Annotated in this window: 9 protein-coding genes; 4 read left to right on the forward strand and 5 right to left on the reverse strand. The window is 70.7% G+C overall.

Going from position 1 to position 14595, the window contains the following annotated elements:
- Positions 1-6: 6 nt before the first annotated feature.
- Positions 7-810: a DUF3097 domain-containing protein gene (locus tag ACFV20_RS15280; RefSeq protein ID WP_385656425.1), complete on the forward strand. Its 804-nt coding sequence runs from the start codon at positions 7-9 to the stop codon at positions 808-810.
- Between the two features lie 127 nt (positions 811-937).
- Here the strand turns inward: ACFV20_RS15280 and hemW are convergent, their stop codons facing one another.
- Together hemW and ACFV20_RS15290 are read right to left on the reverse strand one after the other, a co-directional pair.
- Entirely contained in the window at positions 938-2170 is a 1233-nt protein-coding gene (gene hemW, locus ACFV20_RS15285) for a radical SAM family heme chaperone HemW (protein WP_385656427.1), read from the reverse strand.
- 27 nt (positions 2171-2197) lie between these two features.
- Positions 2198-4723, reverse strand: a complete 2526-nt coding sequence (locus tag ACFV20_RS15290; protein WP_385656429.1) for a SpoIIE family protein phosphatase — start codon at positions 4721-4723, stop codon at positions 2198-2200.
- Between the two features lie 102 nt (positions 4724-4825).
- Between ACFV20_RS15290 and ACFV20_RS15295 the strand changes: the two genes are divergently transcribed.
- Both ACFV20_RS15295 and ACFV20_RS15300 read left to right on the forward strand, forming a co-directional pair.
- Positions 4826-8905 carry a HAMP domain-containing protein gene (locus ACFV20_RS15295; RefSeq protein WP_385656431.1) on the forward strand — a complete coding sequence of 1360 codons (4080 nt, stop codon included), beginning with the start codon at positions 4826-4828 and terminating at the stop codon, positions 8903-8905.
- Entirely contained in the window at positions 8902-9372 is a 471-nt protein-coding gene (locus ACFV20_RS15300) for a response regulator (protein ID WP_361122356.1), read from the forward strand. The genes ACFV20_RS15295 and ACFV20_RS15300 overlap by 4 nt, the downstream gene beginning before the upstream one ends.
- 71 nt (positions 9373-9443) lie before the next feature.
- Here the strand turns inward: ACFV20_RS15300 and ACFV20_RS15305 are convergent, their stop codons facing one another.
- Both ACFV20_RS15305 and lepA read right to left on the reverse strand, forming a co-directional pair.
- A complete protein-coding gene (locus tag ACFV20_RS15305) occupies positions 9444-11315 on the reverse strand; it encodes an AMP-dependent synthetase/ligase (protein ID WP_385656434.1) in 1872 nt (623 codons plus the stop codon).
- Positions 11316-11589: 274 nt separating this feature from the next.
- Complete coding sequence (lepA, locus tag ACFV20_RS15310) at positions 11590-13458, reverse strand: translation elongation factor 4 (RefSeq protein WP_385656435.1); 1869 nt, start codon at positions 13456-13458, stop codon at positions 11590-11592.
- 241 nt (positions 13459-13699) lie between these two features.
- Between lepA and rpsT the strand changes: the two genes are divergently transcribed.
- Positions 13700-13966: a 30S ribosomal protein S20 gene (rpsT, locus tag ACFV20_RS15315; RefSeq protein ID WP_053669127.1), complete on the forward strand. Its 267-nt coding sequence runs from the start codon at positions 13700-13702 to the stop codon at positions 13964-13966.
- A gap of 183 nt (positions 13967-14149) precedes the next feature.
- Here rpsT and ACFV20_RS15320 read toward each other — a convergent pair whose 3' ends face one another.
- Positions 14150-14545: a nuclear transport factor 2 family protein gene (locus ACFV20_RS15320; protein WP_385656438.1), complete on the reverse strand. Its 396-nt coding sequence runs from the start codon at positions 14543-14545 to the stop codon at positions 14150-14152.
- Between the last annotated feature and the right edge of the window lie 50 nt (positions 14546-14595).

The raw sequence follows: 14595 nt of genomic DNA on the forward strand, positions 1-14595 counted from the left end.
ATCCGAATGCGCCAGTACTCCGCCGATCTGACCCCGCCGTGGAAGAAGCCGAAGCCGGTGCCCGAGGTCGCGGCGGAGCCGGGCCTGGTCGTGGAGGAGCCGGGGACCGGGTTCTGCGGTGCGGTGATCCGCTGCGAGGCGGGCACGGTGACGCTGGAGGACCGCTTCGGCAAGCACCGGGTGTTCCCGCTGGAGCCGCGCGGCTTCCTGCTGGAGGGCAGGGTGGTGACCCTCGTCCGCCCCACCCCGGGCGGCCCGGCACGTCCCACCCGCACGGCCTCGGGATCGGTCGCCGTCCCCGGCGCACGCGCCCGGGTGGCCCGCGCCGGCCGCATCTACGTCGAGGGCCGCCACGACGCCGAGCTGGTCGAGAAGGTGTGGGGCGACGACCTGCGCATCGAGGGCGTGGTGGTGGAGTACCTGGAGGGCGTCGACGACCTGCCGTCGATCGTCTCCGAGTTCGCCCCCGGCCCGGACGCACGGCTGGGCATCCTGGTGGACCACCTGGTACCGGGCTCGAAGGAGTGGCGCATCGCCCAGTCGGTGACGAGCGAACACGCCCTGGTCGTCGGCCACCCGTACATCGACATCTGGGAGGCGGTGAAACCGTCGTCCCTGGGCATCGAGGCATGGCCGCGGATTCCCCGAGGCCAGGACTGGAAGACGGGCGTGTGCAGGGCACTGGGCTGGCCGGAGAACACGGGGGCGGCCTGGCAGCGGATCCTGTCGGGCGTCCACTCGTACAAGGACCTGGAGCCGGAACTGCTGGGCAGAGTGGAAGAACTGATCGACTTCGTGACGGCCCCCTGACCTCGGACATGCGCGCCGCCCCTGGCTGCGGGCATGCGTGCCGCCAAGGGCGGCACGGGTGGGCGCAGCGGCACCCCGCTACGCCGGGCTGCGAAACGCCCCGCCCCCAGCCCTCACGCCGAGCACCTCAGTCCACGAGGTCCCGGACAACCCCGTCGGCCAGCAACCGCCCCCGCAACGTGAGCACGGCCCGCCCTTCCTCGTACGAAGCCTCCTGAAGCAGTCCGTCCGCCAACGCCCTGCGCGAGGCAGCCAGCCCCTCCTCCCGCAGCAGCGACAACGGCACCCCCTCCCGCAGCCGCAGCTCCAGCAGAATCCGCTCGACGCGCCGGTCCTCCTCGCTCAGCACCTCACGCCCGGCCCCGGGCGACCTCCCCGAAGCCAGCGCGGCCGCGTACGCCCCCGGATGCTTCACGTTCCACCACCGCACCCCGCCCACGTGACTGTGCGCCCCGGGCCCGGCCCCCCACCAGTCGGCTCCCCGCCAGTACAGCTCGTTGTGCAGACACCGCCCCGCCGCCGAGGTCGCCCAGTTCGACACCTCGTACCACTCGAAGCCCGCGCCGGAGAGCACCTCGTCCGCGATCAGGTACCGGTCGGCGTGGACGTCGTCGTCGGTCATCGGCACCTCCCCCCGGCGGATCCGACGGGCCAGCTGCGTCCCCTCCTCGACGATCAGGGCGTACGCGCTGACATGGTCCGGCCCGGCGCCCAGCACCGCGTCCAGCGAGGCCCGCCAGTCGTCGTCGGACTCCCCCGGGGTGCCGTAGATCAGGTCGAGGTTCACATGGTCGAACCCGGCCGCCCGGGCCTCCGCCACACAGGCCTCGGGCCGCCCCGGCGTGTGCGTGCGGTCCAGGATCTTCAGCACGTGCTGCCGCGCGCTCTGCATCCCGAAGGAGATCCGGTTGAACCCGCCCTCGCGCAGGGTCTCCAGATACGCCGGGTCCACCGACTCCGGGTTCGCCTCCGTCGTGACCTCGGCGTCCTCCGCCAGACCGAACTCGTCCCGCACGGCCCGCAGCATCCGTACCAGGTCACCGGCGTCCAGCAGGGTGGGCGTGCCACCGCCCACGAACACCGTCCGCACCGGCCGCGGGTCGTCCCCCAGCACCTTGCGCGCCAGCCGGATCTCGTCGGTGAGCGTCTCGGCGTAGTTGTCGCGGGAGGCCAGCACGCCGCCGCTGGAGCGCAGCTCCGTCGCCGTGTACGTGTTGAAGTCGCAGTAGCCGCAGCGGGTCGCGCAGTACGGGACGTGCAGGTAGAACCCGAGCGGACGGTCGGCGGCCCCGGCGAGGGCGGACGCGGGCAGCGCCCCGTCGTCGGGGACGGGCTCGCCGTCGGGGAGTGCGGAAGGCATGCCCTCCATTGTCCAGCACCCGGGCGGTCAGTCCGCCTGGAGCACCAGCAGCGCCAGATCGTCCGCCGGGGGCCGGGCCCCGAACTCGTGCACGAGCCGTTTGATCCGCTCGGCTATCAGCTCCGCGTCCAGGCCGGCGCACCCGGCCAGCGCCGTCGCGAGCCCGTCCCCGTCGTCGAACTGGCGCGAGCCCGAGCGGCGCTCGGTCACGCCGTCGGTGACGCACAGCAGGGTGTCGCCGGACCGCAGCTCGAAGGTGTCGCTGGTGTACGTGGCGTCCTCGACCACGCCGAGGAGGGTCTGAGGCTGCGCCACCGTGTGCACCTCGCCGCCCGCCCCCAGCAGCAGGGGCAGCGGGTGCCCGGCGGAGGCGACGGTGCAGCGGACGCCGCCCTCGAAGGGCACGAGCTCGCCGTAGAGCAGGGACAGGAAGCGGGTCTGGGGGCCGTCGCCCGGCAGTGTCGGTCGCGCGCCCGCGGCGACCAGCGCCCGGGCCGCGGCGTCGGCGGCCTCCGTGGCGTCGTCGAGCAGGAGCTGGTTGAGGCGGTCGAGGACGTCGGCGACCCGGTAGCCCTCGCGGGCCAGCAGCCGCAGCCAGGGCCGGGCCAGGCCGATCACGACGGCCGCCTCGGGGCCCTTGCCCTGGACGTCGCCGACGGCGAAGCACCAGCGGCCGTCGCCGGCCGGGAACAGGTCGTAGAAGTCGCCGCTGGGACCGCCCTTGTCGTAGGGCTCGTAGACGAGCGCGCTGCGTACACCGGGGATCTCCGCCACGGCGCCGGGCAGCAGTCCGCGCTGGAGCACGGCGCTGATGGTGGCCTGCCGGGCGTACTGGCGGGCGGCGCCGATGGCCAGGGCCACCCGGCGGCTGAGGTCCTCCACGAGGCCGGTGATCTCGTCGGGGAAACCGGCCGGACCGGACCGCCCGATGACCAGGGTGCCGAGCGGCCGTCCCCCGGCGACCAGACGGTAGGCGAGGGCCGAGCCGGGTTCGGTGTCCCCGAGCGCCTCGCCGGGCCAGGGACAGTCGACGGGCCCGGACCCGCCCTGGTCCCGGCCGCGTTCGAACGGGGACGCCCCCAGCGGGTCGAAGGGCTGCGGCGGGTCCTTCTCCAGGGCGCGGCGCAGTTCCTCGATGCGGTTCTCGCTGCCGTGCCAGACCCGGGCGAGGCGCGGCCCGCCCGCACCGGCTCCGCCGCCCCAGCCTCCGGCGGTGGCCTCGTCCTCCAGCCACACCGCGCACCAGTCGGCCAGCCGGGGCACGATCAGCTGTCCGGCGAGGGCCGCGACGAGGTCCTCGTCGAGCTGTCCGGCGAGCAGGTCGGAGGCCTCGGCGAGGAACGACAGGGCGCCGCGCCCGAGCCAGGCTCCGTCGGGGCCGTTCCGCCCGTCGCGGTTCTCGTGCCGGTCCCGCCAGTCCCGTAAGTCGTTCCAGTCCCGCAGATCGGAGGCCTCGCGCAGGGCGGGGTCCGCCCGTGGGCCGGGGTCCGCCCGTGGGCCGGGGTTCGCCCGTGGGCCGGGGTCCGCCCCTGGGTCGGAGTCCGCCCGTGGGTCGCGAGTGTCCCTCGGGCTGGGGGCCTCACCCGGGTCGGGGGCCTCACCCGGGCCGAGGGCCTCACCCGGGCCGAGGGCCTCCCCCAGGTCAGGGGCCTCCCCCAGGTCAGGGGCCTCCCTCAGGCCGGGGGCCTCCCCCAGGTCAGGGGTCTCCCGTGAGCCGTCCCCGGCCCACGTCTGCCTCGCGTCCCGTGTGTCCCACGGCTCTGTGCCACGCCGAGGGGCGAGCGGGTCCCAGGACTCTCCGTGCCCACCCGCGCCCCAGGAACCTCCGCACCCGCCCCGGACAGCCTCCCCCGACTCCTCGTCCGGGCCCGGTTCGGGCGCCAGGATCTCCGCCACCCGCAGGCCGCGCGCCAGCGCGTGCTCCCCGGCGTACGCCTCGATCTGGTCGCCCGCCGCGCTCCCCCCGGCGGGCAGCCGGGCCCACACGGTCTTGCGGCCCGTGCGGTACGTGACGCCCCACGCCTCGCAGAGCGCGCCGACGAGCCGGAGCCCGCGCCCGTACTCGGGGGTGTCGTGCGGGGTCTCCGGCTCGCTGCCGCGCGGGGCACGCGAGGGGTGGTGGTCGGAGACCTCGACGACGACCGCGGCCGTGTCAGGGGCGTCGCCCTCCAGCCGGCACTCCATCGTGACGTCGGTGCCGGCGTGCACGACGGCATTGGTGACGAGTTCGCTGACGACGAGCATGGCGTCGTCGGCCAGGCGGTCGGTGAGGAACTCGGCACCGGGCAGGCCGAGTCCGGTCCATTCCGTCAGGGCCGTGCGCACCAGGGCGCGGGCGGCGCCCGGGGCGAGGGAGCTGCCGGGCAGGGTCGCGTGCGCCCGCGCGCGCTCCGGCTCGGGCACCTCGGCGGCGGGCCCGGACGGCGTGGGCCCCTCGCGAACGGGCCCCCCGGCAGCAGGCCCCTCCTGGACGGGCACGGGCGTCTCCCAAGCGGGTGCAGGCGCTCCTGAGGCACGGGAGACGGTCTCCCGTTGCGTCGGAATGGCCCCCATGGACAGCTCCCCGGGCAGTTCGTACGAATACGCCACAGTCGATGCCGACAGAGTGACAGACTGACCACGCCCATAAGCGCCGAGTTACCGAAGTGGGCCGCCATGAGTGAGAACAGTGCTACTCCTGTGGTCGAAGACCGGCACGAAGACGGTCAGATTCGTGCATCCGATCTGCGTCCCCTGCTCGCCGCCATGACGGCGGCCCGGGACGGCGACTTCACCAAAGTGCCGGAAACCGGCCACGGCATGGTGGCCGAACTCATCGCGGTCTACAACCAGATCATGGACCGCAGCGTCCACTTCACCTTCGAGGTGCGGCGCGTCAGACGGGAGCTGGTGCGGCACGGCCGGCTCGACGAGCGGCTTTCGGCCAGCCCGGGTCAGGGTCTGTGGACGTCCCGGATCGACGACGTGAACCAGTTGCTCGACGCCCTGGTCGCCCCGGCGGCGAACGCCACACGCGTGCTGGACGCGGTGGCGGGCGGCGATCTGACCCAACGCGTCGATCTGCACGACGGGACACGGCAGTTGCGCGGCGATCTGCGCCACCTGGGCCGGGCCGTGAACAAGATGGTGGACCAGCTGTCCCTGTTCACCGGCGAGGTGACGCGGGTGGCGCGCGAGGTCGGCACCGAGGGCCGGCTCGGTGGCCGCGCCAAGGTGCAGGGCCTTTCGGGCAGTTGGCGGGACGTGACCGAGGCCGTCAACACGATGGCGTCCCGGCTGACGGCCCAGGTGCGGGACATCGCGGCGGTGACGACGGCGGTGGCGCGCGGCGACCTGACCCGCACGGTCACCGTGGAGGCGACCGGCGAACTGCTGGAGCTGAAGCTCACCGTGAACACCATGGTGGACCAGCTGTCCGCCTTCGCCGACGAGGTGACGCGGGTGGCCCGCGAGGTCGGCACCGAGGGCCAGTTGGGCGGCCGGGCCCAGGTGCGGGGCGTGTCGGGGGTGTGGAAGGACCTCACCGACAACGTCAACTTCATGGCGTCGAACCTGACCTCGCAGGTCCGCAACATCGCCCAGGTGACCACGGCCGTCGCCAACGGCGACCTGTCCCAGAAGATCACGGTCGACGCGCAGGGCGAGATCCTGGAGCTCAAGTCGACCATCAACACCATGGTCGACCAGCTCTCCGCCTTCGCCGACGAGGTGACCCGCGTCGCCCGCGAGGTCGGCACCGAGGGCAACCTCGGCGGCCGGGCCCAGGTGCGGGGCGTGTCCGGCGTCTGGAAGGACCTCACCGACAACGTCAACTTCATGGCCGACAACCTCACCTCCCAGGTGCGCAACATCGCCCTCGTCTCCACGGCCGTCGCGCAGGGCGACCTCGGCAAGAAGATCACGGTGGAGGCCAAGGGCGAGATCCTGGAGCTGAAGTCCACGATCAACACGATGGTCGACCAGCTCTCCGCCTTCGCCGACGAGGTGACCCGCGTCGCCCGCGAGGTCGGCACCGAGGGCAACCTCGGCGGCCAGGCGCAGGTGCGGGGCGTGTCCGGCGTCTGGAAGGACCTCACCGACAACGTCAACTTCATGGCGCTGAACCTGACCTCGCAGGTCCGCAACATCGCCCAGGTGACCACGGCCGTCGCCAACGGCGACCTGTCGAAGAAGATCACCGTCGACGCGCGCGGCGAGATCCTCGAACTGAAGGACACCGTCAACACGATGGTGGAGCAGCTGCGCGCCTTCGCCGACGAGGTGACCCGGGTGGCCCGCGAGGTCGGCACCGACGGGCGGCTCGGCGGCCGCGCCCAGGTGCTGGGCGTCTCCGGTGTCTGGCGGGACCTGACGGACAACGTCAACTACATGGCCGACAACCTCACCTCGCAGGTGCGCAACATCGCCCAGGTCGCGACGGCCGTGGCGCAGGGCGATCTGTCCCGGAAGATCGACGTGGACGCGCGCGGCGAGATCCTGGAGCTGAAGACCACCATCAACACCATGGTCGACACGCTGTCCTCCTTCTCCTCGGAGGTCACCCGCGTGGCCCGCGAGGTCGGCAGCGAGGGCCGGCTCGGCGGCCAGGCCCGGGTCGAGGGCGTCTACGGCACCTGGAAGCGCCTGACGACCAACGTCAACGAACTCGCGTCCAACCTCACCACCCAGGTCCGCGCGATCGCCGAGGTCGCCTCCGCGGTGGCCCAGGGCGACATGTCCCGCTCGATCACCGTGGAGACGCAGGGCGAGGTCGCCGAGCTGAAGGACAACATCAACCTGATGGTGGCCAACCTGCGCGAGACGACCCGCGCGAAGGACTGGCTGGAGTCCAACCTGGCCCGGCTCGCCGCCCTGATGCAGGGCCACCGGGACCTGATGGAGGTCGCCGACCTGATACTCCGCGAGCTGACCCCGCTGGTGAACGCCCAGTACGGCGCGTTCTACCTGGCCGACCCGGAGGAGGACGGCGCGACGGTTCCCACCAAGGGCCTGGCCTTCATCGCGGGGTACGGCGCCGCCCAGGACGCGACCGTGGAGACCGGCGGGCTGCCCGTGCACGGCCTGGTCGCGCAGGCGGCCCGGGAGAAGAAGCGGATCCTGGTGGAGGGCGCCCCGCCCGACTACATCAAGATCAACAGTGGTCTCGGCGAGGCCGCCCCGACCACGATCGTCATCATCCCGATCCTCTTCGAGGACAAGCTCCTCGGCGTCATCGAACTCGCCTCGTTCTCCCGCTTCTCCGATGTGCACCTGGCCTTCTTCGACCAGTTCGTCAACACCATCGGCGTCGCCATCAACACGATCATCGCCAACTCCCGCACGGAGTCCCTGCTCGGCGAGTCCCAGCGCCTGGCCATGCAGCTCCAGGAGCGTTCGGACGAACTCCAGAAGCAGCAGGGCGAGTTGCAGCGCTCCAACGCCGAACTGGAGGAGAAGGCCGCCCTGCTGGCCACGTCCTCCCAGTACAAGTCCGAGTTCCTGGCGAACATGTCCCACGAGCTGCGCACCCCGCTGAACTCGCTGCTGATCCTGGCCCGGCTGCTCTCCGACAACCCGGACGGCCATCTCTCCGACCAGGAGGTGCAGTTCGCGACGACCATCCACCGCTCGGGCTCCGACCTCCTCCAGCTCATCAACGACATCCTGGACCTGTCGAAGATCGAGGCCGGCCGGATGGACGTACGCCCCAAGCGGCTCCCGCTGATCAAGCTGCTCGACTACGTCCACGCCACGTTCCGCCCGCTTACCCTCGACCGGGGCCTCGCCTTCGAGGTGGCGGTCGGCGAGGACGTACCGCGCGAGATGTTCTCGGACGAGCAGCGGCTCCAGCAGATCCTGCGCAACCTGCTGTCCAACGCGATCAAGTTCACCGCGTCCGGCAAGGTCGAGCTGCGGGTGGACCGGGTGCAGGACGCCGAGCACCGCTGGGTCCGGGACACCGACGACGTCATCGCGTTCGCCGTGTCCGACACCGGCATCGGGATCGCGCCGGAGAAACTCCCGGTGATCTTCGAGGCGTTCGCGCAGGCCGACGGCACCACCAACCGCAAGTACGGCGGCACCGGGCTCGGCCTGTCCATCAGCCGGGAGATCGCGGGCCTGCTCGGCGGGCGGATCGTCGCCGAGAGCGAACCCGGGAAGGGCTCCACGTTCACCCTGTACGTGCCGGTCGTCAGCCCCGGCCACACCGCGCCCGCACCCGTGCCCGAGGACCGCGCCGACCTGCCCCAGCCGCTCCAGCCGGCCTCCGGGCCCTTCCCCGTCGCGCACGACCCGGACGACACCTGGCCGTCGCCGACGAAGCTGGAGGCCTGGACGTCCGGGCGGCCGGGCCGGATCCTGGCCGGCCGGCGGGTCCTCATCGTCGACGACGACATCCGCAACGTCTTCGCCCTCACCCATGTCCTGGGCCGGGTCGGCATGACGGTGCTCTACGCGGAGAACGGCCGCGAGGGCATCGAGACGCTGGAGCGCAGCGGGGACGTCGAACTGGTCCTGATGGACATCATGATGCCGGAGATGGACGGCTACGAGACCATCTCCGCGATCCGCCGCACACCCCGCTGGTCGGGCCTGCCGATCGTGGCCCTGACCGCCAAGGCGATGCCCGGCGACCGGGAGAAGTCCATCGCCCGCGGCGCCAACGACTACGTACCCAAGCCGGTGGACATCGACGGCCTGCTGACGGTCGTGTGCGCACTCCTGGAACCCGAGGGCACGGAAGAAGAAGCATGAGCGGCACCGCCACCCACCCCGAACGCGCCGGAATCCTCCTCGTCGACGACATGGAGGACAACCTGACCGCCCTGGAGGCCGTCCTGGCGTCCCTGAACGAGCCGCTGGTGCGGGCCCGTTCGGGTGAGGAGGCGATGAAGGCCCTGCTGCGGCAGCCCATCGCCCTGGTCCTGCTCGACATCCGCATGCCCGGCATGGACGGCTTCGAGACGGCCGCCCACATCAAACGCCTCGACCAGACCCGCGACGTCCCGATCATCTTCCTCACCGGCGCGGACGACGACTCCGGCTACGCCTTCCGCGGCTACGCGACCGGCGCCGCCGACTACGTGACCAAGCCCTTCGACCCGTGGGTCCTCAGGGCGAAGGTGAGCGTCTTCCTGGACCTCTACCGCAAAGGCAGAGAGGTGGAACGCCTCAGGACGGAGATCCAGGACCTGAAACGCCGCGTGGGTGACGCCCCTTAGGAGCGCGAGGAACTGCGCGACAGGCCACGGCGGACCCGCAGCCGCCGCACAGCCCCCACCACCCCCTACGCCTACGCCTCGCGAGAGCCCTCGTACATCTCGTCGATCAGATGCTTGTACTCCCGCTCCACCACGGGCCGCTTCAGCTTCAGACTCGGCGTGATCTCACCGTGCTCGACATCGAGGTCCCTCGGCAGCAGCCGGAACTTCTTGATGGTCTGCCACCGCTGCAGCCCCTCGTTGAGCTGCTTGACGTATCCGTCGACCATCTCCACCGTGACCGGCGAGGCGACGATCTCCGCGTACGACTTCCCCTCCAGCCCGTTGTCCTTGGCCCAGTCGGCGAGGGCGGCCTCGTCCAGCGCGATCAGCGCCGTGCAGAAGTTCCGGTCGGCCCCGTGCACCAGGATGTTGGAGACGTACGGGCACACCGCCTTGAACTGTCCCTCGACCTCCGCGGGGGCGATGTACTTGCCGCCCGAGGTCTTGATGAGGTCCTTCTTGCGGTCGGTGATCCGCAGGTAGCCGTCGGGCGAGAGCTCGCCGATGTCCCCGGTGTGGAACCAGCCGTCCGGCTCCAGCACCTCGGCGGTCTTCTCGGGCAGCTTGTGGTAGCCCTCCATGATGCCCGGGCCGCGCAGCAGGATCTCCCCGTCGTCGGCGATCCGCACCTCCGTGCCGGGCAGCGGCTTGCCGACCGTACCGGTGCGGTAGGCCTCGCCCGGGTTCACGAAGGACGCCGCCGAGGACTCCGTCAGGCCGTAGCCCTCCAGGATGTGGATGCCGGCGCCCGAGAAGAAGTAGCCGATCTCCGGCGCGAGGGCGGCGGACCCGGAGACGCAGGCCCGCAGCCTCCCGCCGAAGGCCTCGCGGATCTTGGCGAACACCAGCGCGTCGGCGGCCTTGTGCTTCACGCCCAGGCCGAAGGGCACGGACGCGGTGCCGGTCCGGCGGAAGTTGTCCTGGGAGACCTTGGCGTACTCGCGGGCGACCTCGGCGGCCCACTGGAAGATCTTGTACTTGGCGCCGCCGCCGGCCCGGGCCTTGGCGGCCACGCCGTTGTAGACCTTCTCGAAGATGCGCGGCACGGCCGCCATGTACGTCGGCTGGACCACCGGCAGATTCTCGATGATCTTGTCGACCCGGCCGTCCACGGCGGTGACGTGCCCGACCTCGATCTGGCCCGAGGTGAGGACCTTGCCGAAGACGTGGGCGAGGGGCAGCCACAGGTACTGCACGTCCTCCCCGCTGACCAGGCCGGTCGCGGCGATCGCCTTCGCCATGTACGACCAGTTGTCGTGCGGCAGACGCACGCCCTTGGGCCGGCCGGTGGTGCCGGAGGTGTAGATGAGGGTGGCCAGCTGGTCCTTGGTGATCGCGCCGACCCGCTCCTTGATCAGCTCGGGGTCCTTCTCCAGCCGGGCCGCGCCGCGCTTCTCCAGCTCGTCCAGGGTGAGGATCCAGTCGGCGGTCTCGACGCCGGCCGGGTCGATCACCACGACGTGCGTCAGCTCGGGCAGCTCGCCGCGCTTCTCCACGGCCTTGGCCAGCTGCCCGGCGTTCTCCGCGATCAGCACCCGGCTCTCGGAGTCCGACAGGATGTACGCGGACTCGTCGGCGTTGGTCTGCGGGTACACGGTGGTGGTGGCCGCGCCGGCGCACATGATGCCGAGGTCGGCGAGGATCCACTCGAGCCGGGTGCCGGCGGCGAGCGCGACGCGCTGCTCGGGCTGCACGCCCAGCTCGATGAGGCCGGCCGCGATGGCGTGGACCCGCTCGGCGGCCTGCGCCCAGGTCAGCGACTTCCAGTCGTCCGGCCCCTGGCCCGCGGCCGGGACCGGGTACCGATAGGCCTCGGCGTCGGGCGTGGCCGCCACGCGCTCCAGGAAGAGGCCCGCCACGGACGGCGGACGGTTCTCGATCAGGGTCTGTGTGTCGCTCACGACATCCTCCGGGGCCCGCGACGGTGCGGCTGGCTCAGGTGCGGCTGGTGGGCACTCACGAGGCGTCACGGGGCGCAGTGCACACCCCGTTGTTTAACTCGCGAGTAACTATCGAGCAGGGATCAGAGTAAAGGCCGACCGGCCCCCGCGTAAGGGGCGGCGGCCTGTCACTTCGTACAGAGAGCTACCCCGCGGACGCGCAGGGCCCGCCGCACTTTCGCACGGCGGGCCCCTGTTCTACCCGGTTTGCGGTGTAACCCACGGTAATCCGTGATTACTTCTTGCCCTTGCCCGACCCCGCGCTGTCATCGCTCGACAGGACGGCGATGAAGGCCTCCTGCGGAACTTCCACGGAACCCACCATCTTCATCCGCTTCTTGCCCTCCTTCTGCTTCTCCAGCAGCTTCCGCTTACGCGAGATGTCACCGCCGTAGCACTTGGCGAGGACGTCCTTGCGGATGGCGCGGATGGTCTCGCGGGCGATGACCCGGGAGCCGATGGCGGCCTGGACCGGCACCTCGAAGGCCTGCCGCGGGATGAGCTCCTTGAGCTTGGCGACGAGCCGCACGCCGTACGCGTACGCCTGGTCCTTGTGGGTGATCGCCGAGAAGGCGTCGACCTTGTCGCCGTGCAGCAGGATGTCGACCTTGACCAGGCTGGAGGTCTGCTCGCCGGTGGGCTCGTAGTCCAGCGAGGCGTAGCCGCGGGTCTTGGACTTCAGCTGGTCGAAGAAGTCGAAGACGATCTCGGCGAGCGGCAGGGTGTAGCGGATCTCGACCCGGTCCTCGGAGAGGTAGTCCATGCCGAGCAGGACACCGCGCCGGGTCTGGCACAGCTCCATGATCGAGCCGATGAACTCGCTGGGCGCGAGGATGGTGGCCCGCACGACCGGCTCGTAGACCTCCGAGATCTTGCCCTCGGGGAACTCGCTGGGGTTGGTGACGGTGTGCTCGGTGCCGTCCTCCATGAGGACGCGGTAGACCACGTTCGGCGCGGTGGCGATGAGGTCGAGGCCGAACTCGCGCTCCAGCCGCTCGCGGATCACGTCCAGGTGCAGCAGGCCGAGGAAGCCGACGCGGAAGCCGAAGCCGAGGGCGGCGGAGGTCTCCGGCTCGTAGACCAGCGCGGCGTCGTTGAGCTGCAGCTTGTCCAGGGCCTCGCGCAGCTCCGGGTAGTCCGAGCCGTCCAGCGGGTAGAGGCCGGAGAACACCATCGGCTTGGGGTCCTTGTAGCCGCCGAGCGCCTCCTCGGCGCCCTTGTGCTGGCTGGTGACCGTGTCACCGACCTTGGACTGGCGGACGTCCTTCACGCCGGTGATCAGGTAGCCCACCTCACCGACGCCGAGACCGTCGGCCGGCAGCATCTCCGGCGAGTTGGTGCCGATCTCCAGCAGCTCGTGCGTGGCGCCGGTGGACATCATCCGGATCCGCTCGCGCTTGTTGAGCTGGCCGTCGATGACACGGACGTACGTCACGACACCGCGGTAGGAGTCGTAGACCGAGTCGAAGATCATCGCGCGGGCGGGGGCGTCCGCGACACCGACCGGCGGGGGGATCTCCGCGACGACCTTGTCCAGCAGCGCCTCGACGCCCAGACCCGTCTTGGCCGAGACCTTGAGCACGTCCTCGGGGTCGCACCCGACCAGGTTGGCGAGCTCCTCCGAGAACTTCTCGGGCTGCGCGGCGGGCAGGTCGATCTTGTTGAGCACCGGGATGATCGTGAGGTCGTTCTCCATCGCCAGGTAGAGGTTGGCGAGGGTCTGCGCCTCGATGCCCTGGGCTGCGTCGACCAGGAGGATGGTCCCCTCGCACGCGGCGAGCGACCGGGAGACCTCGTAGGTGAAGTCGACGTGCCCCGGGGTGTCGATCATGTTGAGGATGTGCACGTCGTTCTTGTCGTGGGTCGGGGCCCACGGCAGACGCACCGCCTGTGACTTGATCGTGATGCCACGCTCGCGCTCGATGTCCATGCGGTCGAGGTACTGGGCGCGCATCTGCCGCTGCTCGACCACTCCGGTCAGCTGGAGCATCCGGTCGGCGAGCGTGGACTTGCCGTGGTCGATGTGCGCGATGATGCAGAAGTTGCGGATCAGAGCCGGGTCGGTACGGCTCGGCTCGGGCACGTGGCTGGGGATCGCGGGCACGCAGGGTCCTGATTCTTGAGGCGTCCGCAGTGTCTGCGGTCTCGGGTCGGATCGATACGTAGCCTCCATGGTCCCACGGGTGGGGACCACGGACGGGTTTGGGCCGCGCGAGGGGCCGCTGGTAGCCTGGGTGGCTGTGCCTCATGCCCTCTCGCAGGAGGCGCGACCTCAAGAAATCACCCGGTGCGGGAATCGTGCGGTCTCCGTGCGGCCTCGTGCCAGAACCTGAGAAGGCTCCTTCGTGGCGAACATCAAGTCCCAGATCAAGCGGATCAAGACCAACGAGAAGGCGCGGCTGCGCAACAAGGCCGTCAAGTCCTCCCTCAAGACCGCGATCCGCAAGGCCCGTGAGGCTGCTGCCGCGGGTGACGTCGAGAAGGCCACCGAGTACCAGCGCGTCGCCGCGCGTCAGCTCGACAAGGCCGTCTCCAAGGGCGTCATCCACAAGAACCAGGCCGCCAACAAGAAGTCGGCGCTTGCTTCGAAGGTCGACGCGCTCAAGGGCTGACATCTGATGTGACGCCGGAGGGAATCGAGCGGGCCCTCTCTCATCCGCTCCCGTCCGGCACCCTCGGATCCGCGCGCGGCCTGCGTTCGCCACGCGGGCGCGGATCCAGCAGCTCGAACAGCTTGAACCGAAGGCCCCGCCTGCCGCCCTTCCCCAGGGCGGTCGGCGGGGCCTTCGGCCTGTTCAGGACCAGAACTCGTTGTTCTTGTCGATGTCCTCGACGCACTCGTCGAGGTCGGTGACCTTGTCGCCGACGATCCGGAAGACGATGCAGCCGGTGTCGTCGAGGCGCTTGCCGTTGCGTTCGGCGGTGAACCTGCACATGCCGACCGCGTGTCCCCGGCCGTCCACGGCGATCCCGAGCATCTCCAGACGCATCGATCCGGCGGTCTCCTCACCGAGCCGCCGGTACATGTCCATGATCGCGTCCTGGCCCTTGAAGTCACCCGAGAGCGGGTGACTGCCGGGCACGTGATGTGTCGCGTCCTTGGCGATCAGCTCTCGCAGAGTGTCCATGTCACCGCGTGAGAAGGCCTCGAAGCCCCTGCGGACCAGTACGGCGTGCGGGTGTTCAGCCATGACCCTCGCCACCTCTCCATCGCTCGGCGACGTCGGCTGATACACCCGAT

It is taken from the genome of Streptomyces sp. NPDC059696 (assembly GCF_042733745.1).
GTDB lineage: Bacteria > Actinomycetota > Actinomycetes > Streptomycetales > Streptomycetaceae > Streptomyces.

Coding starts and splice junctions, on each gene's coding strand:
- ACFV20_RS15290 (WP_385656429.1), bottom strand. CDS start 4,723: ATGGGGGCCATTCCGACGCAACGGGAGACCGTCTCCCGTGCCTCAGGA.
- ACFV20_RS15280 (WP_385656425.1), top strand. CDS start 7: ATGCGCCAGTACTCCGCCGATCTGACCCCGCCGTGGAAGAAGCCGAAG.
- ACFV20_RS15300 (WP_361122356.1), top strand. CDS start 8,902: ATGAGCGGCACCGCCACCCACCCCGAACGCGCCGGAATCCTCCTCGTC.
- ACFV20_RS15295 (WP_385656431.1), top strand. CDS start 4,826: ATGAGTGAGAACAGTGCTACTCCTGTGGTCGAAGACCGGCACGAAGAC.
- ACFV20_RS15320 (WP_385656438.1), bottom strand. CDS start 14,545: ATGGCTGAACACCCGCACGCCGTACTGGTCCGCAGGGGCTTCGAGGCC.
- hemW (WP_385656427.1), bottom strand. CDS start 2,170: ATGCCTTCCGCACTCCCCGACGGCGAGCCCGTCCCCGACGACGGGGCG.